This is a genomic window from Paenibacillus anseongensis, assembly GCF_009757995.1.
GTDB lineage: Bacteria > Bacillota > Bacilli > Paenibacillales > NBRC-103111 > Paenibacillus_E > Paenibacillus_E chondroitinus.
Map to the genome: position 1 here is coordinate 405,634 of NZ_WSEM01000016.1, position 22,306 is coordinate 427,939.

At 44.7% G+C, this 22,306-nt stretch carries 25 protein-coding genes; 5 read left to right on the forward strand and 20 right to left on the reverse strand.

Going from position 1 to position 22,306, the window contains the following annotated elements; all coding sequences use genetic code 11:
- Positions 1 to 150: 150 nt before the first annotated feature.
- From GON05_RS18140 to GON05_RS18150, 3 genes are all read right to left on the reverse strand, one after another.
- On the reverse strand, positions 151 to 1,524 hold the full coding sequence (locus GON05_RS18140) for a TrkH family potassium uptake protein (protein WP_157320590.1): 1,374 nt from the start codon (positions 1,522 to 1,524) through the stop codon (positions 151 to 153).
- Between the two features lie 145 nt (positions 1,525 to 1,669).
- Positions 1,670 to 2,776 carry a glucuronyl esterase domain-containing protein gene (locus tag GON05_RS18145; protein ID WP_157320592.1) on the reverse strand — a complete coding sequence of 369 codons (1,107 nt, stop codon included), beginning with the start codon at positions 2,774 to 2,776 and terminating at the stop codon, positions 1,670 to 1,672.
- Between the two features lie 20 nt (positions 2,777 to 2,796).
- Entirely contained in the window at positions 2,797 to 4,146 is a 1,350-nt protein-coding gene (locus tag GON05_RS18150; RefSeq protein WP_157320604.1) for an ABC transporter substrate-binding protein, read from the reverse strand.
- A gap of 214 nt (positions 4,147 to 4,360) precedes the next feature.
- On the opposite strand from GON05_RS18150, the gene GON05_RS18155 reads away from it, so the two are divergent.
- Entirely contained in the window at positions 4,361 to 5,149 is a 789-nt protein-coding gene (locus tag GON05_RS18155; RefSeq protein ID WP_221435247.1) for a LysR family transcriptional regulator, read from the forward strand.
- Between the two features lie 324 nt (positions 5,150 to 5,473).
- Here the strand turns inward: GON05_RS18155 and GON05_RS18160 are convergent, their stop codons facing one another.
- The 4 genes from GON05_RS18160 to GON05_RS18175 form a co-directional block, all read right to left on the reverse strand.
- Positions 5,474 to 5,959, reverse strand: coding sequence for a DUF1572 family protein (locus tag GON05_RS18160; RefSeq protein ID WP_157320608.1), 486 nt, complete (start codon positions 5,957 to 5,959; stop codon positions 5,474 to 5,476).
- A gap of 39 nt (positions 5,960 to 5,998) precedes the next feature.
- On the reverse strand, positions 5,999 to 7,000 hold the full coding sequence (locus tag GON05_RS18165) for an aldo/keto reductase (protein ID WP_157320610.1): 1,002 nt from the start codon (positions 6,998 to 7,000) through the stop codon (positions 5,999 to 6,001).
- Between the two features lie 187 nt (positions 7,001 to 7,187).
- Positions 7,188 to 8,702 (reverse strand): MDR family MFS transporter, encoded by a 1,515-nt coding sequence (locus GON05_RS18170; protein WP_157320612.1) that lies wholly within the window; start codon positions 8,700 to 8,702, stop codon positions 7,188 to 7,190.
- Positions 8,703 to 8,740: 38 nt separating this feature from the next.
- The gene (locus GON05_RS18175; RefSeq protein ID WP_157320614.1) at positions 8,741 to 9,724 is read right to left on the reverse strand and encodes an oxidoreductase; all 984 of its coding nucleotides are present in this window, start codon (positions 9,722 to 9,724) and stop codon (positions 8,741 to 8,743) included.
- A gap of 191 nt (positions 9,725 to 9,915) precedes the next feature.
- Between GON05_RS18175 and GON05_RS18180 the strand changes: the two genes are divergently transcribed.
- Together GON05_RS18180 and GON05_RS18185 are read left to right on the forward strand one after the other, a co-directional pair.
- A complete protein-coding gene (locus GON05_RS18180) occupies positions 9,916 to 10,821 on the forward strand; it encodes an AraC family transcriptional regulator (RefSeq protein ID WP_157320616.1) in 906 nt (301 codons plus the stop codon).
- A 106-nt stretch (positions 10,822 to 10,927) separates the two neighbouring features.
- Positions 10,928 to 12,016, forward strand: coding sequence for a M24 family metallopeptidase (locus tag GON05_RS18185; RefSeq protein ID WP_157320618.1), 1,089 nt, complete (start codon positions 10,928 to 10,930; stop codon positions 12,014 to 12,016).
- Between the two features lie 103 nt (positions 12,017 to 12,119).
- Here the strand turns inward: GON05_RS18185 and GON05_RS18190 are convergent, their stop codons facing one another.
- Entirely contained in the window at positions 12,120 to 12,830 is a 711-nt protein-coding gene (locus tag GON05_RS18190; protein WP_157320620.1) for an SDR family NAD(P)-dependent oxidoreductase, read from the reverse strand.
- A 104-nt stretch (positions 12,831 to 12,934) separates the two neighbouring features.
- Here GON05_RS18190 and GON05_RS18195 point away from each other — a divergent pair, with 104 nt between their 5' ends.
- Positions 12,935 to 13,294: a MerR family transcriptional regulator gene (locus GON05_RS18195; RefSeq protein WP_157320622.1), complete on the forward strand. Its 360-nt coding sequence runs from the start codon at positions 12,935 to 12,937 to the stop codon at positions 13,292 to 13,294.
- A gap of 86 nt (positions 13,295 to 13,380) precedes the next feature.
- On the opposite strand, the gene bshB2 is transcribed toward GON05_RS18195, so the two are convergent.
- From bshB2 to GON05_RS18245, 10 genes are all read right to left on the reverse strand, one after another.
- A complete protein-coding gene (gene bshB2 / locus GON05_RS18200; RefSeq protein WP_157320624.1) occupies positions 13,381 to 14,034 on the reverse strand; it encodes a bacillithiol biosynthesis deacetylase BshB2 in 654 nt (217 codons plus the stop codon).
- A 23-nt stretch (positions 14,035 to 14,057) separates the two neighbouring features.
- Entirely contained in the window at positions 14,058 to 14,402 is a 345-nt protein-coding gene (locus GON05_RS18205; protein ID WP_157320626.1) for a YojF family protein, read from the reverse strand.
- 161 nt (positions 14,403 to 14,563) lie between these two features.
- Positions 14,564 to 14,908 carry a hypothetical protein gene (locus tag GON05_RS18210; RefSeq protein WP_157320628.1) on the reverse strand — a complete coding sequence of 115 codons (345 nt, stop codon included), beginning with the start codon at positions 14,906 to 14,908 and terminating at the stop codon, positions 14,564 to 14,566.
- A gap of 6 nt (positions 14,909 to 14,914) precedes the next feature.
- Positions 14,915 to 15,346, reverse strand: a complete 432-nt coding sequence (locus GON05_RS18215) for a hypothetical protein (protein WP_157320630.1) — start codon at positions 15,344 to 15,346, stop codon at positions 14,915 to 14,917.
- A 12-nt stretch (positions 15,347 to 15,358) separates the two neighbouring features.
- Positions 15,359 to 15,724, reverse strand: a complete 366-nt coding sequence (locus GON05_RS18220; RefSeq protein WP_127450574.1) for a DUF2089 domain-containing protein — start codon at positions 15,722 to 15,724, stop codon at positions 15,359 to 15,361.
- 216 nt (positions 15,725 to 15,940) lie between these two features.
- Entirely contained in the window at positions 15,941 to 16,702 is a 762-nt protein-coding gene (locus tag GON05_RS18225) for an SDR family oxidoreductase (protein WP_157320632.1), read from the reverse strand.
- A gap of 97 nt (positions 16,703 to 16,799) precedes the next feature.
- Complete coding sequence (locus tag GON05_RS18230; protein WP_246239243.1) at positions 16,800 to 17,519, reverse strand: PIG-L family deacetylase; 720 nt, start codon at positions 17,517 to 17,519, stop codon at positions 16,800 to 16,802.
- 2 nt (positions 17,520 to 17,521) lie between these two features.
- The gene (locus GON05_RS18235; RefSeq protein WP_157320636.1) at positions 17,522 to 17,833 is read right to left on the reverse strand and encodes a DUF1806 family protein; all 312 of its coding nucleotides are present in this window, start codon (positions 17,831 to 17,833) and stop codon (positions 17,522 to 17,524) included.
- 99 nt (positions 17,834 to 17,932) lie between these two features.
- Positions 17,933 to 19,102 (reverse strand): MFS transporter, encoded by a 1,170-nt coding sequence (locus GON05_RS18240; RefSeq protein WP_127450579.1) that lies wholly within the window; start codon positions 19,100 to 19,102, stop codon positions 17,933 to 17,935.
- Between the two features lie 38 nt (positions 19,103 to 19,140).
- Positions 19,141 to 19,479, reverse strand: coding sequence for a hypothetical protein (locus GON05_RS18245; protein ID WP_157320638.1), 339 nt, complete (start codon positions 19,477 to 19,479; stop codon positions 19,141 to 19,143).
- A 195-nt stretch (positions 19,480 to 19,674) separates the two neighbouring features.
- Between GON05_RS18245 and GON05_RS18250 the strand changes: the two genes are divergently transcribed.
- Positions 19,675 to 20,559 (forward strand): AraC family transcriptional regulator, encoded by an 885-nt coding sequence (locus GON05_RS18250; RefSeq protein WP_157320640.1) that lies wholly within the window; start codon positions 19,675 to 19,677, stop codon positions 20,557 to 20,559.
- A 65-nt stretch (positions 20,560 to 20,624) separates the two neighbouring features.
- Here GON05_RS18250 and GON05_RS18255 read toward each other — a convergent pair whose 3' ends face one another.
- On the reverse strand, positions 20,625 to 21,857 hold the full coding sequence (locus tag GON05_RS18255; protein ID WP_157320642.1) for an RNA polymerase sigma factor: 1,233 nt from the start codon (positions 21,855 to 21,857) through the stop codon (positions 20,625 to 20,627).
- The gene (locus GON05_RS18260; RefSeq protein ID WP_157322185.1) at positions 21,854 to 22,186 is read right to left on the reverse strand and encodes a YciI family protein; all 333 of its coding nucleotides are present in this window, start codon (positions 22,184 to 22,186) and stop codon (positions 21,854 to 21,856) included. The genes GON05_RS18255 and GON05_RS18260 overlap by 4 nt, the downstream gene beginning before the upstream one ends.
- Positions 22,187 to 22,306 lie beyond the last annotated feature (120 nt).

Below are 22,306 nucleotides of genomic sequence, written 5' to 3' on the forward strand. Positions count from 1 at the left end.
AACGGGGCTTTCCGTGTGCTAGGAGTCAGTTTTTATTAACTTATAATCATTAGCATCCCGATTAATAATCTTTATAGATACACGAACGGTTTGCGATAAGGGATTTTGAAACGCAAAAAACCAGCAAACAAGTGTTTGCTGGTTTCTTCACTATCCTGTCATGATCCGTTCGACGGGATAACGATATTTGGCGTCGTCTTGCTTGCCTCGAAGGAAGAAGAAGCAGGTGGTTAAGCCGATTCTTCCGAGAAACATGAGCACCATAAGAATGCATTGAGAGAACACGCCAAGATCCGGTGTTACACCGAGGGATAAGCCCACCGTACCGAAGGCAGAACATACCTCAAGTATGATCGAGATTAGCGGCAGATCATGATTCACATTGCAGATCGCAATAACCGATATCACGCATAGCACAGTGGCAAGTAGAAAAATGGCGAGTGCTTTCAGCATATCTTCCTGATGCACCTCTCTTCGGAATAACTTGATGGAGCGATACCCTCTTGAGAACTGATAAATGAAAAGCATATTCAAAGCAAACGTTGTGGTACGGATTCCTCCGCCTACGGAATTGGGAGATCCGCCGATAAACATATAAAAGCTCATTAAGAGAAGGCTTGGAACGGATAAATGATTAATGTCCATCGTTGTAAGCCCTGCGCTTCTCGTTGTTGCGGTTTGGAAAAAGGCATAGAAAAACCTTTCCATTAAGGGCATGTCTTTTAAAAAATGATCACTCTCAAACAGCAGCATAAGGATCGTCCCGAGCACAAGAAGAAAACCATAAGTAACCGTCGTTATTTTTGTAAAAAGCGAAAAGCGAAAGATCTCTTTAGACCGTTTTCTTAGATGAGTTAGAAATGCCTTGCCTTCAATTAACACGGGAAAACCAATAGCTCCGAAAATGATTAAGGCAACTGTAAGCAACTGTACAAAGTAATCGTTCGCATACGGAATCAGGGATTGTCCGGTAATATCCATTCCGGCATTCGTCGTTGCACTAACGGAGGCAAATAATCCTTGAAGAAAGGCATCCTGCCAACGATCATAATACGCTAAGAAGCGAATTCCGAAAATAAGTCCTCCAATAAGCTCTGTAAGAAGGGTAATCACTAATATTTCTCTCATCATATGTACGAGACCTGACATTTCAAACTGATTATTATCTGCCATGATGAGGCGGCGTTGGGTTAAGCCTATTCGTCGGTCAAGAAGAAGCCAAAAAAACGTGCTCATCGCCATAATACCGATTCCCCCAAATTGCAAAACCAGCATGATGACGAAATAACCGAAGACGCTGTAGGTTTCTGCAACATTAAAAACGGCAAGTCCCGTGTCGCTTGCAACACTTACAGCGGTAAAGATGGTATGGAAGAAAGAAACATGGATGCCAGGCTTATGCACAGCAGGGATACTAAATAATGCCACGGAAATGATCATTGCCAAAAAGTAATAACCCGTAATCACTTGGGCTGGTGATCTTTTTTCTATCCAATTTCTTAATCTCGACCGTCCGGAGCGCATGTTCCTCCTCCTTAATCACTTGTTGACGCAGAATATTACTACCATTTTTTGCCCAAATATCGGTTGTATTATTCTTATCATCAACAATTAACCGCGGAGTCTGCTCCCTTTTCGTGATAGATGCAACATCGCCCCCATATTCATGCTAAAGTTTTCTATCCGCAAAATCCATAAAGCACTTCCAGTCATAGCGGGTAATGTCGTGTTTTCCTTCTCTGAGATGATAGCCCACTCTCTCGCTGCACACAGGAGAATTCACAAGCGGCATCTGGTGTGCATCTAGAGCGTTGAATCCATAAAGCGTATAGATCGGTTGTGCCAATAGTAATCCTAAAAACTCAGATTCAGGATCGGCCCAATTGTCCTCAGATGCACTGGCTACATAAAGATGCCGGGGGGCAACGAGCGATAGCAATAGATGTTGATCGATCGGCAGCTCATCCTCTCGTTCATTAAACTTCTTATAGTTATCGTTAAACCAGTGCGGATTTCCACGGTTAATGTTTATGAGCCTCTCCCCTGCCTTACCTCGCGAAATGGCTGCTCCCGAACAACCGGAATCATTACTGACAACTAAGGCAAATCGCTCGTCCAAAGCACCAGCCCACAAACAGGCTTTCCCGCTTCTGGAATAACCAACAATGGCTACCCGTTCTGAATCAATTCGGTAATCCGTCTCCAAATAGTCCATCACACGGCTTGCACCCCATGCCCATGCGGACATAGCTCCCCAGGCATCCGGCGATCGTGATTCACTTGGCGAATCAAATACGCCGTGGACGCCATTCCGGTAACCTTCATCAAAGAAGTCCGGGTCCAAATCTTCCACATGATAAGAAACAGCTGCATAACCTCGGGATACGATATCCTCCACCGGCCAATAAGCCGAACATTCCTCTAATACCACTTCTGACACACGTTGACCTTTGATTGCCGCGTAGATAAAAGCTGGTACCCTTGACTCGGTTATTGGGATGTAGAGCTGTACACGAATGCGCCCTTCGCCGCCTCGACCTGTAAAATTGATGTCGACCTGTTTATGTACTGCTGTTCCCTGCATAACCGGCGTTTCCATCACAACATTGAATCGTAAAGAATCGGGACGTCCCACGGGCTCTCTTCCATAGACATATTCACGATATAATTCTATAATTTCAGGACGTCTAAAAATTCTCCAATCTTCAACGGTCTTAACTCGGCGGCCATTGCTGCTTTCAAATAGCTCTGGAAGTGATCTCTTTCTTTCCCCCATCCTATCCCTCTCCTTCGTACTTATTTCTTCGCTTCAGCAGCCGTATCGGTGTTCACTTTCGCAGCTTTCGCAGTTGCAATGGCTTTCGTCGATTGTTCCTCAATCATACGCAGCGCCGTAACGGTGTCTTTCGATTCTTTGAAAATGAGAGGCGCAAATACGTTCTGCATCGGAACGTCATACCACATTAAACCATTAGCACGTGCAGCAGGCGGCATGGCTGTTTTACCGTAAAAGATTGCGCTTGTATTCTTACCCCTCATCTGTGACAAGTTTTGCCCGAATGCCTCTTGCACGGCTTTGGACTCCGTCGGTACGATGACGCCCTCTTTCGCAAGATCCACTTGATGCTCCTCGGAAAGCAGTGCCGCCATGGCCTGGAAAGCAAGATCCTTCTTCTGTGATTGTTTCGTAATATACATGGAATACACATTAGGCTGATACCTCGTATCCATAGCCTCTTTAAAAGAAGGCACTGATACAATATCAAAGTTCAAATTCTTATTTTGCTCATAGTACGTAACTAAATGATCAACTGTCGCTACAGCCATCGCAATGTTAGCTTTCATCGCAAAAGTCTCAACCGTGTCAAACTGGTTAGCTGGAATATCATAGAACCGGCGTAAGTTATCAACAACATTTTTCCACTCGGGAGAGTTCATGCTCGCCTTGTCCTCCGTTAAACTTAGAGGCGACAATGAGAGCTGATTATAATTCATATAATGACCCGGATTTTGAGAAAATCCTTTGTAGGTGATTTCGCCATCTACGCGGGTAAGCTTCTTGGCGATTTCATAGATCTCATCATAAGTCATCCCGTTCTTCGGATAATCGACACCGAACTTGTCAAAGATGTCCTTGTTATAAAAAAGCACAAAATCATTATTGTTATAAGGCAAACCATAGATGCTGCCATCCGTTTTCAGATTGGTCATCTGAGCCATCAGGGACGGATTTAATTTGGTTGTATCAAAATTATACTTTTTAATAAGATCCCGGATATCATACTGCAGATCATTGTCAAAAATCCAACGTTGAACATTCATGCGCGTATTATCAATGATAAGGTCTGGAATTGTTCCTGCTGCAATAAGGTCCTTGTACTGTCTACCAGGGTTATCCCAATGAACATGCTTAATCTTTACGTCTGGGAATTTCTTTTTGAGGAAATCGCCGATTTGTTTATCGAAATTTTCTTCCTTGGCGAAATAGGGCGGATTGACGGTATATATAAACAACTCATTACTCGGTGTGGCGGATGTTGTTTTGCTTGTTCCGTCTCCTTCCCCTGCAACCGGAGCGGAGCTCCCGCCCTGTTCACAGCCTGCAATAAACGTTAGTACAGCAATTACGGCCAAAAACTTTTTCATGAATTATATCCCTCCGTATTTGGAATTCATCTATTTTGCAAACGCTTTAAAACCTTGAATTAACCATATTACGAATCCACTTCGTATGAATTAGGGGGCTATTTCATTTTTATAGGTTATTAATTCCATCTTTCTTTGCTAGCCGGGCTTTATTCTGTGCCAAATAGCAGAAGGACCCGCCGCGGCGGATCCTTTGTTTTAGCTAATTCATGGTTTGTTAAAGTATGCGGTAGGTATGCCTCTTTTGATCCGCACTAACCATGGAATTGACCTGACCAAAGCGGGAAAATCCTTTGTGAAGGATGCGACATTTATGGTGCAATTTTTCGAAGAAGCTCTGCTGCGCATGCGTCAATTCGCACAGGCAAATCAGCTCGTAATTCGCGTGGGAACTTCTATGCTTAATCCCTACAAGGTTTTGCTGGATATGTGGAATGAAGTCAGCAACAAATTTCCGCAATTCAAAATCAATATCGTGCATTTTGAGGATGATTCACATACACTCCCAACTACTTATCGTACTATTGGCAAAAACTATGATTTCATTGTAGGGCCTATCCTTACAGAAAATTTAAAGGAGTATTTCCAAGTGCTTGAGTTGGGAAGTAATCGTTTCTGCTTTGCTTTATCTCGCAATCATCGGCTGGCATCTAAAAAAACTATTTCTGTGAAAGATTTGTATGGAGAGGAATTGGCTGTAGTAAATGGCGGAGGTAGCGCGGTAATTGATGAGATTCGTAATTTTATGATAAAGAACCACCCTAAAATCCGAATCAAAGATATTCCGCGTCTTTATGATATTGATATATTCAATCGATGTGAAGAAAGTGGTGTTGTCTTACTAACTTTGGATGTATGGGCAGATATTCATCCGTCTCTAGTAACAATTCCTAGCGACTTGGACTTCGCAATCCCCTATGGTTTGCTATATCCCTTACATCCTTCTGAAGATGCCAATCAGTTTCTAGAAATCATTAAGAAAATACAATTTCAGCAGAGTTAACCGGTACATAGCTGTACCGGTTTTCAAAGCCTCAAGACCCCTTTATTAGCAATTTTAATAGCTTTTTTGTACAGTTCTTTAAATTCTTCTTCATTTAGCTTATATTTGTTCTCTGTTAAAAAACCAGAATAAGCTTTGAGTAGATCATACAATCCTAAATGGACCCATTCCCATAACATATATGGTTTTTATAGAACTTGATCATATGATCCCCCACTATTTTCTAAATATTTATGTTATATTCTACCACATTCTCTGTAGTCCACTAGATGAAAAAAGACTGCCGTATGGCAGCCTTTATAAGATATTTTTTTCAGATATCATTTAGACCCGTTTCTTCTTTGGAACAGTAGTCGTCACATAATCCTCATCTTTCAATATCTTCGCTATATATAAAATCTGGCCCATGTGTTCCGAGAAATGAGTTGCACTCTGAATAAAAATTTCTAAATTTGTTTGTTCACGATTACCCGTTTTTTGAGTTTCCAATAATCCTTCGTTATTCATGGCCATTAATGTCACTTTAACTTCACGAAGTGATGTTTTAATAATCTCGATTAGATCATTCTTCGTTATAACCTGTACTTCAAACTCCCCATCACGGTCTCTCGTGAATGGTCTCTTATTCATACCTTTGCCAATACGATCGTTAATATTACCGCTAATGTGAACGATTAAATTCGATATACTATTACTTGAGTCGTTAGGACGCCAATTTACTTGTTCATCATCTAACTGTTCCAAAACCAAAACGATCCTTCGCTCAATGGCTTCAAATCTGTCATTCAATATGTTTTTTATCTCATTCATAAAAGCACCTCATCTTGAGATTATAGCTGGCTTTACTACTTAAATGTTCACATATGACATATTTGCCTTAGTATAACGATCGCCAGCTGTGATGCCTATTGGCGCAACTTCATTAATTTTTGTTAACTCATCTTGTGTCAGTACAATATCTGCAGCTGCGACGTTTTCCTCCAAGTAAGAAATTCGACGGGTTCCAGGAATCGGGACACACCCTTGAGCGATCGTCCAAGCCAATGCCAACTGTGAGGGTTTGACTCCTCTAGCATCAGCTATCTGAGTTAAAGCTTCAACTATTTGCAAATTAACTGCCAGGTTTTCGCCGCTAAGTCTAGGATCCGTTTTGCGAAAGTCCGTTTGATGAAGCTGGTCCGTCTTAAACTGACCTGTCAAGAATCCACGTCCTAATGGAGAGTACGGTACAAAACCAATGCCTAATTCTCGGACAGTATCAAGTACACCATTAGCTTCAACTCCGCGCTCGAACAAGGAATACTCTGTCTGTACAGCAGTTATTGGATGAACCGCATGAGCGCGGCGGATTGTACCCGCTGCAGCTTCGGACAAACCAATATGGCCGATTTTGCCTTCGGCTACTAGCTTACTCATCGCCATGATTGTCTCTTCAATGGGGACTGTTGGATCGATACAGTGAAGGTAAACAAGGTCGATATAATCCATTTGTAGACGACGTAGCGATCCTTCTATTGCTCTAACGACATTTTGGGGACTGCCATCTACGACACGTTTGCCATCTACGACTTTAATCTGGCCTTCGTCCGTGAATCCGAATCCGACCTTGGTTGCGATAACAACATTCCCACGTATCCCTGTGAGAGCTTTGCCAACCAATTCTTCGTTATGACCCATCCCATAAGTCTCCGCAGTGTCGAAGAACGTAATACCAAGTTCGACTGCTCGCTGAAGTGTCGCCATGCTTTCTTTATCGTCGCTTGGGCCATAAATATAAGTACTCATTCCCATACAACCCAAACCTTCTTGGCTGACCTTCAATCCCTGAGTTCCTAACTCAACAATCTTCATCGTAAATCCCTTCCTCTCCAGTTTTTTCACACCATATCTATTAAAAGGTAGGACAACTATCCATACGTAAGCACAATTAATTTTCATATGTTGTAAAGCATTCTTATACTATACATTGAAATTAGGAATCATTCATAATACAGATTTAAGATCTTATGCATCTAAATAAATGATAGCTAGAATTTCATCATGCCGTATTTCGAGTTTTAGGTAAAAATAATGTGCCAAGCATCGTAATTACAGCGAGTACTAAGACCCCCCAATAGACACTGTGAAGTGCAATTGTCAAACCTTGTTGAATAACATGTAGTTCCCTTACCGGGATTTGATGCGTTTTTGAAGAGTCCAATACTTGGTTAATGGAATCTATTGAAACGGTATTTCCCAACGTATTATCAGAGCTTAATACAAATCTTTTAAATCTAAAATTCAATATTCCGCCTAGCAATGCCGCGCCAACTGAACTACCTAATAGTCGCATGAACATATTTGAAGCAGTAGCTACGCCTCGTATCTGCCGTTGTACACTATTTTGAATTGAAATCATAAACGCCGAGTTAGAGAATCCCATTCCGATTCCAACCATAAACGATCCAGTCCCCGCCCATAAGGAGCCTTTTGATGGATCCAAAGTGATGAAAAACAACGACCCGATGAAGATGATAATGCCACCAATAACGGCCGTTGGGCGGAAGCCGATTTTCAGAATCAAATGCCCTGCAGCCCATGCCGCGATAGGCCATCCTACTGTCATTACCGTTAGCGTAAAACCAGCTATGAATGCTGAACCTCCCGTAACACCTTGGATATACGCGGGAATAAAACTCGTCAGTCCGATAACAATGGCGCCAGATGTAAACGTTGCGGTGTTTCCGACAGCAATATAACGATTCTGCCAGAGCTGCAGAGGCATCATCGGCTCAGAAGCTCTACGCTCTTGTTTTAAGAACAGCCAAGTCCCCCAAATAAACACCACTAACAAACAGAACATTTGGGGCGATGTCCAGCTCCATGCTACGCCACCTTGAATCAAGGCAATCATTAGCGAGGATATGGTTAAGACAAATAAAATGGAGCCGGTGTAATCAATGGTGTGTTTTTGCTTATCGATGCCTTCATGAAAAAAGAAAACGACGCCGATAATGGACAATATACCAAGAGGTACGTTCATCCAAAATATCCAGGACCAATGGGAATATTGCACGATCAACCCACCAACAATTGGCCCGATAACCGATGAAATCCCGAATACGCTTGAGAAGTATCCTTGAATTTTTGCACGTTCTTCAACAGTGAACATATCGCCCACGATGGTCATTGCAATTGGTTGGACGGCGCCGGCGCCAAGTCCTTGAATTAATCTGAAAATAACGAGCATCATCATCGTTTTCGAAAGCCCGCACAATATGGAGCCGACCAGAAAAATAACGATTCCGGTAATAAAAATGGGCTTGCGGCCAAACAAGTCGGATAGTTTCCCATATATCGGTGTTGTTACTGCCTGCATTAACGAAAAGGCAGAAAATACCCAGCTATAGAGAGTGAATCCTCCCATTTCTCCAACAATACTAGGCATAGCCGTTGAAATAATCGTCATCTCAATGGCAGCCATGAACATGGATATAACTAGAGTGGCTAATACTAAAGGGCGATGAGTTTTTTTCACGTTTGATTTATTTTCAATAACAACAGACTGGTTCATTTTTTCTATCTTCCTATCCATATCATCTAAAAGCTAGCTTATACAGGCATGATTTTTGTGCCAGTGAGCTGCTCGCTAAGCTGCCATAGTCGGCCAGCGGCAACTGGATCGATCGCGCGAGGTCTTACGCCAAATCTTTCCATAGACTCATCGTTCGGTAACAATGGGGCAATCTCGCAATTTACACAATAAACGCCCCCCATGCCTTCCAATTGAGGACTAGTTGCACACCATACGCTTGTTGCCGCACCCTGCTGTGGAGTTTTCCTATCTGCACCTTCAGGATCGATAATTGGCTTGCCGTTTTCATCAAAAAGCTTAACAGCATCTAATTCCGTCTGTGACAAATGTCTCTGCAAATCCGTTGCGATGCCACCTGGATGGACGGAGAAAGCTCGTACGCCTTGACTTTGCCCTATCGAATCTAGTGCGACAGCGAACAACGCGTTGGCGCTTTTCGCCTGACCATAAGCAACCCAAGGATGATAATCCCGATGTTCGAAATGAGGATCTTCAAAGTTGACTTCACCTCTTATATAGCCATAAGAAGATAGGGCTACAACACGCGCTCCTTCCGCGCGAACCAGTGCTGGCCAGAGACGAACGGCTAGCTGAAAATGCCCAAGATGGTTAGCTGCGAACTGCGATTCATATCCCCGCTCGTCACGAACTAGCGGCGCAGCCATGACGCCTGCATTGTTGACAAGAATGTGCAGCTTGTCAAACTGTCTATGGAAACGATCTGCAAAAGCATTGATAGATGCAGGTTGAAGCAAATCCATGAATTCTATAAGCACATCCGGCATTTCAGCGAGAGCGGCCTTAGCCTTATTTATATCGCGAGCGGGCACGATGACTTTGGCCCCTGCGGAGTGGAATGCACGAACGGTTTCTAATCCGATGCCGGAATAGCCGCCAGTAACCACAATGGTTTTATCAGTCAAATCGATCCCTTGGATGACCTCGGCTGCTGTTGATGTAGCTCCGAAACCAGAGCCAATAGGCGTTTGTGTAGTTGTCATAAGGATATCTCCTCCGTTTGTTGTTTTAGCATGAAAGCCTTGGCTTCAGCTTCTACATTATGCTACGGATATAGGACCCATCGGTATAACATTTATCTCAATTGATTGCCTATTCCTATCACATCCATTGCCGTTGCTAGTGACTGTATATTATGATTGGAACAACTATCGGGTATGTTAAGGAGGATGACATGATGAATCGCCAACTCGAACTACGTGAACATATAGCTAATTTAATAGAACATCATTCACGCCAAAGTAATGGCTCGCACCCCACTTCAATTCCATCTTTGTTTCTCTTTCGCCAGAATAAAATGACGGTTCCCACTCACGGGGTACATGACCGTTCAATCTGTTTTGTTTTTCAAGGCCAGAAGGAAGTCATGCTTGCGCAGGAGCTTTATCGCTACGAGTCAGCTGAATATATTGCCGCCTCCGTGGATTTGCCTGTTATCAGCCAAGTTGTCGAAGCTTCTCCAGAGGCTCCCTATCTCGCCCTCAAGCTGAAATTCACTCCAGAACAAATACTCGAGGTTATTCAGGAGTCCAAAATCCCGACACATTCACAAGAGCATGCAAAGCGAGGCTTATTTGTCGGCAAAATGGAAGAACCATTAATGGATGCAGTTAAACGATTGATGCAATTGTTGGATCACCCAGAAGAAATCCCTCTACTTGCACCTCTTATTACAAAAGAAATTCTGTTTCGTATTATGCAAGGGAAATACGGGATGGCATTGGAACAGATTGTCAAAGATGGAGGCGGTGCATACCGAATCATCGATGCCATCGAACATATTAAACAAAATTTTGAAAAACCATTGCGTATTGATGATCTTGCAGAAATAGCCAATATGAGCGTTCCCTCATTGTATCGGCATTTCAAAGATGTAACCGCTATGAGCCCTATTCAATTTCAAAAACACCTGCGATTGCAAGCGGCTCGAAGTCTTTTATTAACCGAACCTACTGAGGCCGCTGAAGCCGCGTTCCGGGTAGGTTACGAGAGCCCTTCTCAATTTAGCCGAGAATATACGAGAATGTTCGGTCTTTCACCCATTCAAGATATCAAACGCTTGCGAGCTCTGAATGCGTGACGACCTTGTCGACCTTGTCACCCGACGCTTATTGACATTATAATGAGTTCATTATGTTTAATTTACCCAGTGTCAGTAAACGCTGAAAGGACGGTTGATTTGTTTCATGAATACTCGTATTGAACAACTAATTGCATATATGGATCAGCGAGAGATTGATGCTGTGCTGATTACAATGCCGAAACATGTGTATTATTTGACCGGGTTTGCGAGCGACCCACATGAACGTTTTCTCGGGTTGTTAATTCCGCGCGGAGCTGAACCGCTGCTAATCGTACCCGCTTTGGACCTTGAAGCAGCGCAAGCCGCATCTACCGTAAAGGCAATCCATACTCATACGGACACCGATAATCCCTACGAAATTCTCAGTAAGCTTCTGCCATCCGGCATCCGGACGCTGGGGCTGGAGAAAGACTATATGACGGTTAGCCGATTTGAAGCAATAAGCCGAGCGGTAGGTGCAGCCGTTTATGCGGATATCGACGAGCCGCTGCGGGAGATGCGCGTCATTAAGACTCCGGATGAAGTTATTCGCATGAAGCATGCGGTTCGGATCATCGAAGATGTGCTCCAAGCCGGTATCGCTCAAGTGAAACCAGGCGTTACGGAGATTGAACTTGTGGCGGAGCTGGAGTACCAGATGAAGAAACTTGGTGCGAGCGGACCTTCCTTCGCGACGATGGTACTTGCGGGCGAAAAATCTGCGATGCCTCACGGTGTTCCGGGTTCACGGGCCGTCCGTGAAGGAGAGCTGCTTTTGTTCGACCTCGGCGTCTACGCAGATGGATATGCATCCGATATTACGCGAACGTTCGCGATAGGCGATATTTCGGAAGAACAAGCGAAAATTTATCAGACGGTGCTGCAGGCGAACTTGCTGGCCATTGAAGCAACTCGCCCTGGTGCTACGCTCGCCAGCCTGGACCACGCGGCGCGCGAGCACATCACAGGCGCTGGTTACGGAGCGTATTTCATGCACCGGCTCGGGCATGGTCTTGGCATGGATGTGCACGAATATCCATCCGTGCACGGTCAAAACCAAGAGCTGCTGCGCAGCGGCATGGTCTTCACGATCGAGCCGGGCATTTACGTTCCGGGCGTCGGCGGTGTCCGGATCGAGGATGATGTGCTCGTCACGGACAGCGGCGTCGAGGTGTTGACCTCTTTTCCAAAGGGACTTACGGTCATTGGATGATGTTTCAAGAATAGCCGGGGTGATGCCGGCTTGTCTTATACGCAAAAAAACTCTTGTCTGCCAATAATGGCAGCAAGAGTTTTTTGCTTTCGATAGCTGAGAGTTACCAAGCGTAAACGCCCTTCTCGTCCAAGAATTCGGCGTTATGACGTTTGCCATCCGTCGCATAACCAACAATAATCACGGCGGCAGCTTCTTTCGATTTACCACCTGCAGCATTGCCGTTAAGATCTGTGGATGTGAATCCAGGCGTTACCGCGAATACTTGCGCTTTGCTGTTTCTGACTTCATAGGCCATTGAAAGTGTCATGGCATTGTTGGCCGTTTTCGATGAGTTATAATCGAATGCATTTAAAGTAAATTCAGCATTTTGCATATGATCCAGTGAAGCCATATCGGTCGAAACATTAACGACTGTACCTTCGTTATCTTTGATTAAAGGGAATAATCGTTGGTTCAAACGGAAGGTCCCGAAAAAGTTCACTTCGAACGCATTCCGCAAATCTTCCTCTTTGGTATCCATAAAGGAGCGTGAGAAAGCGCCTGGCATACCAGCGTTATTGATTAGAAGCTTCAAGTCCGGGTAACGCTTGTTAATCGTCTCAGCTGCCTGTTCGATGGTTTTCAAATCACCCATGTCAATTTGTATAAATTCTACGTCTAACCCCTGGGCAGTTAACTCGGAAACGGCTGCTTCACCGCGTTCGACACTTCGTGCTCCAAGGATGACTCTCCAACCTGCTTCGCCTAACTGCTTCACGATTTCAATTCCGATTCCTTTATTTGCTCCGGTCACTAAAGCGATCTTTTTCATGCGAATCCTTCTTTCTTCATTTGAATTTTCATTAACAATTTAAAAGTTACTATGCTACACTTAGTGTAGGTCAACAATTAATTTTTCATAAAAAGAGGGTTCGTATGTTAACAATTGGAGAAGTGGCGAAGAAAGTCGGGATCAATATTGGAGCGATCCGATTTTACGAAAGAAAAGGACTGTTGGAACCTGCTGCCCGCAACGAGCAGAATAACCGTCTCTATACAGATAATGATCTGAACTGGCTAATTTTTATCAAATGCCTTCGCGAAACCGGGATGAGTGTGGAGGATATCAAAACGTATTATGATAAAGTAAACGAAGGAACCTCAACCCTGCCGGAGCGAATCCAACTAATTGAAGGCCAAAAGGAAAAGTTGTTGCAAGATATTGCGGAGAAAGAAGCGCAGCTCGTTCATTTGGAAGAAAAGCTGAAGCGCTATTATCGCGGGGAAAATTATTGATTGCAATTTGAACTGTTCACCTGTAAAAAAATAAAGACAGCCGACTTGTGCCGGCTGCCTTCCTCGCTTCATTCAACTATGTTTCATCAGAATCGATACGTCCAAAATCGTTCCGTTCCGAAGCGCGTCTGAATTTCCGGATCCGATAATTTCTTGCTACCCAATAATTCAGCGGCTTGGAATTGCGACTTATGGGATTGAATAGATGCCATCTTCTGTTTCAAAAAACTTTTGACATCATTAACAATATCGGGTTTGCCGATTTCTTGTTCATGATTTTTGGCGAATGCCATACAATGCACAGTCGGTCTTCGGTCGGCAGGCATTCTACCAATGGTTCGGATTACCGCCGCTCCACATGCTTCGTGATCCGGATGAACACTTAGTGTGGGGTGGAAAGTAAGGACTAACGAAGGATTAAGCTCTTTGATAAGTTCTTCGATCCTTCCATCTAATTTGGCTTTATCCTCGAACTCGATCATTTTATCGTGAAAGCCGAGCAACCTAAGATCCCGAATGCCGATAGCGCGGCACGAAGCTTCAAGTTCCTGTTTGCGAATGACAGGCAATGTGACCCGATTGGCGAATGGCGGTATGCCCATGTTGCGGCCCATTTCACCTAAAGTTAAACAAGCGTAAGTGACTTCTGATCCTTGGCTGAGATGCATGGCAAGCGTTCCTGACGCGCTGAATGCCTCATCGTCCGGATGTGGAAGCACAACCAGAATGTGTCGTTCCATATATGTTCGATTCCTCCTTTACCTTAGAACGGTTCCCGGCTCAATTGCAGCGCCACGACAAGTTTCCCCGCCGTATCATGCCCCGCAAGGATAAGCCTTTCGGAATCCGTCTCTTCATAGTGAGTTAGCCCCTCGGAATATACCCAACCTTGCTCCGTTTTCAAGCCGACGCGATAAGGTCCATTACCCGAAATCGAGCCGTGAGAATAACGAATAACGGCATTCGAAATAAAGGTCGCAGCCGGATGTTTCGTAGAATCCAGATGCGCGGCATAAGCCCCCGTTGTCATCTCGAGATGAATATATAAATCCTGATCAATAAGGATATCGATAAACTGCTGGACTATTGCTTTGTCGATAAGATGCATGTACTTTCCTCCAATTGCCATAATAATATCGTTCTCGAAGAGGTTTAACCGATATGACATTATTTTAGCATATCTTGCCTGCGAATCCATATCGACATGAAAATGAAACAAAAAAAAATGCCACATCCTATGCGGCATTCATTGAGATTAAAAAACCTAGCTTACAGTTTAATCAACACTTCCGTGCCGTCCTGAGCTTTGACATCGACCAGAACCGTCCCTTTGTAACGCTGCAACTCCTTGATGAGTTGCTTAATCGCTTGCTTCGTGCTTCGGCTTTGGAGAATCGACAGTACCAGCTCGATCCCGAATCGACTGCTGTCCGAATCGAAATCATGCTTCCGGTTCAAATGCCCATCCGACTTTCCGTCGAATTTGTTCAACCAATCCTTCAATATACGGTGAATGAAATTGGAAGTCAGAATACCACTCCCCATGTGCAGTACGGTATAAGGGACAGGAATCGTAAAAGCGTGCTCCTTACTTTTAACCTTCACAATCATCATGACCTGTCACTCAATCACGACGGTGACTGTGTCCGATACACCGGAGCGGATGTCAATGATTTGCCCGTCAAGCTCGTTCTCTATCGCATCGATGAGAAGGTCAATATCAATATCCTTCACATATTTCGCAGCCTGCGGAATATTGGATGCGATGCTGTGTCCAGCTGCGAGTACAGCTTTCACAAGTTTAATCGGCAAATTAATGTTCACATTATCATTTTCGTGGGAGGTGACCCGTATTTTCAATGTTTTATCTAAATAACTACCGGATGCCGAAGACGGTTTCTTCGAGAAGTTGGGTTTCCCCAGCATCTGTACGGCATGCGAAGCAGGAGCTGTTTGTTTCTCCTTAAGTGCGTCAATCAACTCAGAAGCCTTGACGGAATCAATTTTACCCTCCTGCATCATGGACAACACTTTGCTGATTTCTTCTTTCATCGTTTTTCCTCCTTATTCATCCTTCAGCATTTTGACCGCTTCGTCTGCAGTGATTTCGCCGTTCTCCAGCATGGAAATGACCTTCTTCTCATCGACTTCTGGCTTCTTCCGCGTATCGTATCCGAGGGCTGAAATGATATCATTGAGCTTACCGCGTACCGTCGGGTAAGATATTCCGAGCTCTTTCTCCACTTCCTTGATATTGCCCCTGTTCACTAGAAAGGTGATCACAAAATGGAGTTGTTCGGGCGAGAGTAGAGCCAGATTGGATAATTCAAATGTGTTCTCAATCGTTGTTCGGCAATGTCCGCATTCCAGCTTGACGGCGTGCAAATGATGGTCGCATACAGGACACTGTGTGATGATGGGATATTTCATACTCCGCCCCTTTCTTTTTCTAAATTATAATCCACTATTTTCAAAATGTAAATCAATAATTATTATTTTATTTAATTTAAAAATTAATTTTTTTAATTCTTTTATTTAATTATTGAAACAACATTAAAACGATTATAAAACAAATAATCCGGATATTGCACATAGCAATACCCGGATTCAGAGATTATTTACATATAAGATTTCTAGGATGCTTCCTCAGAAGCCGGCCGTCCAACCTGCGTCCGCAGCGATCACTGCGCCATTAACAAAACTTGATTCGTCGGATGCCAGGAATAGAGCTACTTGCGCAATTTCTTCCGGTTGACCGGCACGTGGAATCACACCTTGGGTAACCTTTGTTCGAGAAGCACCGATCTCGTTCACGTTAGTCATGGTTGATGCGATATTCGTAATCGTCGCCCCTGGCGCAATCGCGTTGCAACGAATCCCTTTTTGAGCATACATAAAACCGGTATTTTTCGTGATCCCGATAACAGCATGCTTAGATGCCGTATAAGCAACGCCTGCATGTGCACCACTAAATCCGCCTGTTGAAGCTGTATTTATGATGACACCTTTACCTTTTTCAAGGAAAATGGGAAGAGCTTTTCTGATCGCGCGCATAACGCCCTTCGTATTAATATCGAAAATGAGATCCCATTTTTCATCGGTTACGTCGCCGACAGGTGCCATGTTATCCATAATGCCAGCATTGTTAACTAAAATATCTAGTGTTCCATATTCATTCACAGCCGTATCTATCATCATATGGATATCATCCAAGTTGGCAACATTAGTTTTGACAGCTATGGCCTCGCCACCAGTGGCTTTAATGCTTTCGGCAACTGCATTCGAGCCTTCCAAATTCAAGTCTGATACGACAACCTTAGCGCCCTCTTGCGCAAATAACATAGCAATGGCTTTGCCCATGCCCGACGCAGCACCGGTAACGACCGCTACTTTACCTTCCAAACGCATGACAGATACCTCCAAATTGTTTTTGTACACTTGGGTTTCAGAAAAACATTCGAGCTTTTGCTAATTTCTCCGTATATACTTGCCAATACTTAATGTTTTATCCAAGTGTAGGAATAAATAAATCATCATGATTCAATGTCGAAGACGCCCTATCCGCTTTCAAAAAGTATTCGTATTTACCGAATCTGGCTTTTGCTTCTTGGTCGGGCAGCCATACCCATTCGTCTATTTCAGTCTGGCACCGGTGGTCACGAAACGCGGCAAGCTTGGCGTCCAAGTGAGCATGCACATCGATTTTGACGACATCTTTACGGGAATACCCATATCGCTCAGGACGCTCCATCGCATCGCCAAACGTAATAAAATACAGGGCACCTCGTCGACCTAATTTTTGAAAAGCAGCTGTCGTCGCCTTCCCTATAGCACAATGATCGGGATGACCACCCAGTTTTTCGTGGAAAGTAAGCACGACATCAGGGTCAATTTTTTGGATAATATCCGCGATGCGAGTTGTCAAGCTATTCTCATCGACAAACTCAACGGTTTTGTCGCGGATATCCAAAAATTGCAACTGCCGGATTCCCAAGCTATCGCAGGCATTCCGTAGCTCTATTTCACGAGCATCTGCCATCGTTTCACGATTGAGGTAAGGCGGATTGCCCATACGTCGTCCCATTTCTCCACGCGTTGCGCTTACAAGTGTAATGTCGACCTGTTCACTGGCGTACTTGGCGAGCGTACCACCACAAATAAACGACTCATCGTCGGGATGCGCAAACACCGCTAACAGTTTTTTCGATGGTGTATGTTGTGTCATGTTCATTCTGGAAACGGCTCCTTTCCTACATGCAGGGCAACATTCATCCGGCCTCTGTCATCATAACCAGCCAATAAAAGCCGGCCATTTGCATCAATCTCATAATGCGTGAGCGCTTCCATTCGAAGCCAGCCATGCCCGTCAAATCGGAGAGCAGCACGAAATGGACCTTCCCCAGCTACAAACGCATGGGTAACCTTGACTTTGAAATTGCGTACGAAAACAAAGGACGTTGCTTCACTGTGAATATAAACATCATGACCAATGAAGGCTTGAAGCTCATCTTCTACTTTTGATCGGTTTATTGTGATCATTGCTTAGACTCTCTTTTCTGAAAAAATTTATAATCTATTCCATATCATCGTATCACAGCTCATTAGTTAAATAAAATGCCGGCACGCCAGTTTTGTATCTCAGGCTGACACTTCCATTTCCAGTTTCTCTCCATCATTTGGGCGATAATAATACCAAAATAAAGCCACTGCTGCGACACAAATGATAGAACTGACCATAAATCCTGAGCGGATACCGAACCAACCGGCATACAGTCCGCCTAACAGCGAGCCTAATGTACGGCTTATGGCGTTCATCGTTAATGAATTCATCATTTGTCCGCTTGCTTTCAACTCTTTTGGCACATGTGTACTCACATACTCAGCCAGACATAAGTAAAAGAGCATGAACGTCCCGCCATGCAGCACCCACGTCGCCAAATAGACGGCCGGGCTTAGTGAACCGCTGAACAGCAACCATCGTACGGCGAGAATAATTCCGGAGCAGAGCAATATTTTAAAAATTCCGAACCTCCGATAAAGCGGTTGAAAAAACAACATGAATGGAAACTGGCTGATCGAACCGATACTGACCCCAATGCCAATCAGCGCTGTGCTCATTCCCTGCTCTTTACTATAGACGGCTTGAAATGTCGTAAAAAAGCCCAACGTACAATTTACCACAAGTGTGTATAAGTAAATCAAAACAAGCTTTCTGCTGGTGAACAGCTGTTTCAGTTGGACCTTCGCCTTGTGCTGATGGCCTTCCACCTTAGGGATGCCCCAAGCCAGCAGGAAGGCGACGAATACGAGCCCGGAGAACAACGGAAACATATAGTGCAGATTACGGTCCAACAGCCAGCCGGCAATAACCGCCATCAAAGCATAACCGACGGATCCCGCTGTGCGAATACGCGAAAAGTTAAATCCCGACTTGCGGGAAATCTCCAGCGTAATCGTGTCACCCAGCGGATTAATCACGCATTGGACGGCCCCGAACACAACTGTGCACGCAAATAACACCCAGAATTGGCTGCCTGCCGCCGGCAACGTCCAGACGAGAATTGAGGTGAGCAACAGCGCTATAAGAAGCAGACGGTTTTTCGATGCCGCTCTGTCAGCGGCCAATCCCCATCGCGGTTGCGCGATCATTGCGGTAATCGCTCCCGCTGTCGAGAGCAAACCAATCTGAAAATGATCAAGATTGATGTCGTTGTAATAAATAGGAATATAATTGCTGAAAGCGCCTAGCGCCATAAAGACAAGTGAGTAATACATAGACATGTACACATAGGTTGTTTTTCTTGCCATCTGATTTTCGCCTTCCTCATATGTAGTCGGAATTGCCGTTACACGGTAGTTACCGTGCTTTTATAGTAACATCTCACAGATTCAAACGCGTGCCAGGCAGCTGCTTCATAAATCATTTTATTTGGCAATTCTTGTTCCTGGAATACTAGATTCATATGATTTTCTAGTGTGTCCCTAATGCCACAAATCGTTTTATGAATGGAATCTATGTAAGGCAAATAATCTTTTAACAACTCTTGCGTTTTTTCATTCCCCTCATGAATGACTAACATCGCCTCGTATTCTGTCACTTGATAGCATTCCTTCAAGATATCTTTGATTCCATCCAGTAACTCGCTGTATTCGTCCTCCTTTAGAGTCGATAAAGGGAAAGTCATTCTATGTCACCTCCGTAGGTTTTTGAGTCATAATCGTTGAAAGCCTCATTGCCACCAATAATGGCAACAACGTATAATTAGATGGTATCGACATTCCTATCATAGCTTATTTTTTGGCTAAAATAGTTATCTTCTTCCGTCACAAAATAGCACTCAAATGATAATTTTGAAAAGCGGGTTGGATGGTGATCATCATTGAAAAACACAAAACATGTGGATGAACGTGCACAAGTATTTCATGTACTTAACAACCGGGGCGTAAGGCTTAAATATAGGGCCGTGTCCTACGAATATCCCCCTATTACTTACCATTATCATAAAGGAATTGAGGTCTTGTTTGTCTATCAAGGAAAGGGAACCTTGACCCTTAACCGCAAGATTTACAATTTAGAGGCCGGCTGTGTCGTGATATTACAACCCTTCCAGCTGCATCGCATTCAATTTGATGCCACTCCTCAAAATCCATATGTACGAACCGTTCTAACCTTTGAACCCTCAATCGTTGCCCCTCATCTCAAAAACTTTACTGTACTGTCTCGTTTTTTTGATCAGGTATGGAAAGAACAAATGACCAATCAGGTATTTCGTGAGGATCGGGATTCGACTTATATGATAGGCGTTCTGGAAAGATTCAACGACCTGGTTACGGGGTGGAACGAAAAAGATGAAGACCACGAGACAGCCTCGATGTTGATTCTCAACATTTTAGACTATCTCAGCTCCTTGCACATTGGAGGATTTGGGGGCGTCGCACGTCCGGAAAGCCATGCTGAAAAAATCATGAATTGGGTCGAAGAGCATTTTACAGAGCCTTTTGACTTGATTGAATTAGCAAAGGAACTCCATCTCTCCAAGAATCATGTATCGCGGTTATTTCGGACCGAAACAGGGGGAAGCATCACGGAATACGTCATTGCACGTAGAGTAAGACAGGCTTGCTGGTTGTTGAAAACGGAATCAAAATCTATTGAACAAATTGGTTCATTGGTTGGCATACCTAATTTCCCTTACTTTTGTCGGATATTTAAAAAGATCACAGGCTTTACGCCCATTCAGTATCGTAAAAGTCAGTTAAATTAAAACAACAGGGAGCAGCTGCCATTGCGGCAATCTACTCCCTGCTTTCATTTCCACCGTAAAATCAATTAACATTCATGGGATTGCTTCTCCAGAAAAGCTCGAATGGATGGATCCATGCACAGCCCGATAGCACGGCTGTAAAAGGCGCGGGCTTCCTCGTATCTCTTCATCCTTTTGAACAAATGAGCGCGCAGCGCCCAATAAGGCTGATAACTTTTAACCGCTTCTGCCGGTATAGCATCTAACTGCGCTTTTCCCGCTTCTGCGCCGAACGCTTCAGCAACCGCTGCTGCGCGACCTACAATTGCGCCAATCGTTGGAGCAATGCTAACCAGTCCCTCGTACAGCAGCGCAATCTCTCCCCATTCCGTGCGGTTCGTCCAAGCTCGCTGAGCATGCACGGATTGAATGGCCGCCTCAAGCTGGAATCGTCCGATACGTTTCCCATTGGCAGCAGTGCGGAGGCAATGTTCAGCCTCCTCGATCATTCCGAACGACCAGCGTGAATGATCCTGATCGGATATTGGCACATAGCTGCCTGCCTCATCGCGGCGCGCATAACGGCGCGCTTCGCAGTGCAGCATGAGAGCCAACAATCCCAGTGCTTCGGGTTCCCCTGGCATGAATCGGACAATCAGCCTTCCCAGAAATATCGCTTCTTCGGCAAGCCCCTTCCTGCGAGAATCAACGCCGGCAATATCCTCCCACCCACTACCATAGGCTGCATAAACAGCCTCAAGCACTGCTCCAAGGCGCTCCGGCCATTCATCCTCACCGGGCAAATCGAATCTGATCTCATCGTTCTTTAATTTTGCTTTAGCACGAGTGAGCCGCTGACCCATCGTTGCCGGTTTAACGATGAAAGCAGATGCAATGCGGGCCGCATCAAGGCCAAGTACGGACTGGAGCATAAGCGGCGTGCGCACAGCAGGATCGATTTCGGGATGTGCGCAAATAAACAGCATTTTCAGCCGTTCGTCAGGGAAAGGCATCTCGTTTTCGACTCGCTGCCGTGCATCTTCTGCTAGGGATAGCAAAGCATGCTCGGCGCCGGCTTGCACGCGGGTATGTCGGCTGCCATCGATCAACCGACGTCTCGCAGCCGTAAGCAGCCATGCTTCAGGCTTGTCCGGCACTCCGCTCGCCGGCCATTTCACCAACGCGGACAGAAATGCGTCCGCAAGTGCATCCTCCGCTGCCGCCAGGTCACGAGAGCGGACAGCAAGGAATGCAACCAGACGGCCGTAGGATTCCCTTGCCGTCTGTTCAATTATTTGATGAGCTTGCCTATCGCTCATTTTGTAATCGGATTGAGGTTTGGACGAACCTCAACTGAGCTGCCGGGACAACGCGCCGCCCATTCCAATGCGTGGTCCATATCCGGCACGTCTATGATGATCAGACCGCCGATTTGCTCCTTCGTTTCCGTGATCGGGCCATCCTGAACAAGCAATTCGCCGCCGTTACGGCTTAGTGTGGTCCCCGTCTCCGGAGACTGGAGGCCTGCGCTGCTTACAACAATGCCGGATTCACGCAAAGCTGTGACATAATGAGCCCAGCTTGCTGTATAAGCCTCCTTGTGTATCGGGTCGGTACGTTTGGCGAAATCCTCTGTGGTTTCATACATGATCAGTGTGTAATTTATCGTTACTGCTCCTCTCAACGTTCATATTGGAATAACTTGTTGCCGTCTTCACAATAATGACGAGCCAGATCACACAATTTCTACATCAAACAAAAAAAATTA

Excerpts from the sequence above, each read along its gene's own strand:
- GON05_RS18230 (WP_246239243.1), bottom strand. The coding sequence starts at position 17,519 with ATGACACAACATACACCATCGAAAAAACTGTTAGCGGTGTTTGCGCAT.
- bshB2 (WP_157320624.1), bottom strand. The coding sequence starts at position 14,034 with ATGGAACGACACATTCTGGTTGTGCTTCCACATCCGGACGATGAGGCA.
- GON05_RS18235 (WP_157320636.1), bottom strand. The coding sequence starts at position 17,833 with ATGATCACAATAAACCGATCAAAAGTAGAAGATGAGCTTCAAGCCTTC.
- GON05_RS18185 (WP_157320618.1), top strand. The coding sequence starts at position 10,928 with ATGAATACTCGTATTGAACAACTAATTGCATATATGGATCAGCGAGAG.
- GON05_RS18220 (WP_127450574.1), bottom strand. The coding sequence starts at position 15,724 with ATGAAATATCCCATCATCACACAGTGTCCTGTATGCGACCATCATTTG.
- GON05_RS18255 (WP_157320642.1), bottom strand. The coding sequence starts at position 21,857 with ATGAGCGATAGGCAAGCTCATCAAATAATTGAACAGACGGCAAGGGAA.
- GON05_RS18180 (WP_157320616.1), top strand. The coding sequence starts at position 9,916 with ATGATGAATCGCCAACTCGAACTACGTGAACATATAGCTAATTTAATA.
- GON05_RS18240 (WP_127450579.1), bottom strand. The coding sequence starts at position 19,102 with ATGGCAAGAAAAACAACCTATGTGTACATGTCTATGTATTACTCACTT.
- GON05_RS18140 (WP_157320590.1), bottom strand. The coding sequence starts at position 1,524 with ATGCGCTCCGGACGGTCGAGATTAAGAAATTGGATAGAAAAAAGATCA.
- GON05_RS18205 (WP_157320626.1), bottom strand. The coding sequence starts at position 14,402 with ATGCATCTTATCGACAAAGCAATAGTCCAGCAGTTTATCGATATCCTT.
- GON05_RS18170 (WP_157320612.1), bottom strand. The coding sequence starts at position 8,702 with ATGAACCAGTCTGTTGTTATTGAAAATAAATCAAACGTGAAAAAAACT.
- GON05_RS18150 (WP_157320604.1), bottom strand. The coding sequence starts at position 4,146 with ATGAAAAAGTTTTTGGCCGTAATTGCTGTACTAACGTTTATTGCAGGC.
- GON05_RS18175 (WP_157320614.1), bottom strand. The coding sequence starts at position 9,724 with ATGACAACTACACAAACGCCTATTGGCTCTGGTTTCGGAGCTACATCA.
- GON05_RS18210 (WP_157320628.1), bottom strand. The coding sequence starts at position 14,908 with ATGATGATTGTGAAGGTTAAAAGTAAGGAGCACGCTTTTACGATTCCT.
- GON05_RS18225 (WP_157320632.1), bottom strand. The coding sequence starts at position 16,702 with ATGCGTTTGGAAGGTAAAGTAGCGGTCGTTACCGGTGCTGCGTCGGGC.
- GON05_RS18215 (WP_157320630.1), bottom strand. The coding sequence starts at position 15,346 with ATGAAAGAAGAAATCAGCAAAGTGTTGTCCATGATGCAGGAGGGTAAA.
- GON05_RS18195 (WP_157320622.1), top strand. The coding sequence starts at position 12,935 with ATGTTAACAATTGGAGAAGTGGCGAAGAAAGTCGGGATCAATATTGGA.
- GON05_RS18260 (WP_157322185.1), bottom strand. The coding sequence starts at position 22,186 with ATGTATGAAACCACAGAGGATTTCGCCAAACGTACCGACCCGATACAC.
- GON05_RS18165 (WP_157320610.1), bottom strand. The coding sequence starts at position 7,000 with ATGAAGATTGTTGAGTTAGGAACTCAGGGATTGAAGGTCAGCCAAGAA.
- GON05_RS18245 (WP_157320638.1), bottom strand. The coding sequence starts at position 19,479 with ATGACTTTCCCTTTATCGACTCTAAAGGAGGACGAATACAGCGAGTTA.
- GON05_RS18190 (WP_157320620.1), bottom strand. The coding sequence starts at position 12,830 with ATGAAAAAGATCGCTTTAGTGACCGGAGCAAATAAAGGAATCGGAATT.
- GON05_RS18160 (WP_157320608.1), bottom strand. The coding sequence starts at position 5,959 with ATGAATGAGATAAAAAACATATTGAATGACAGATTTGAAGCCATTGAG.
- GON05_RS18145 (WP_157320592.1), bottom strand. The coding sequence starts at position 2,776 with ATGGGGGAAAGAAAGAGATCACTTCCAGAGCTATTTGAAAGCAGCAAT.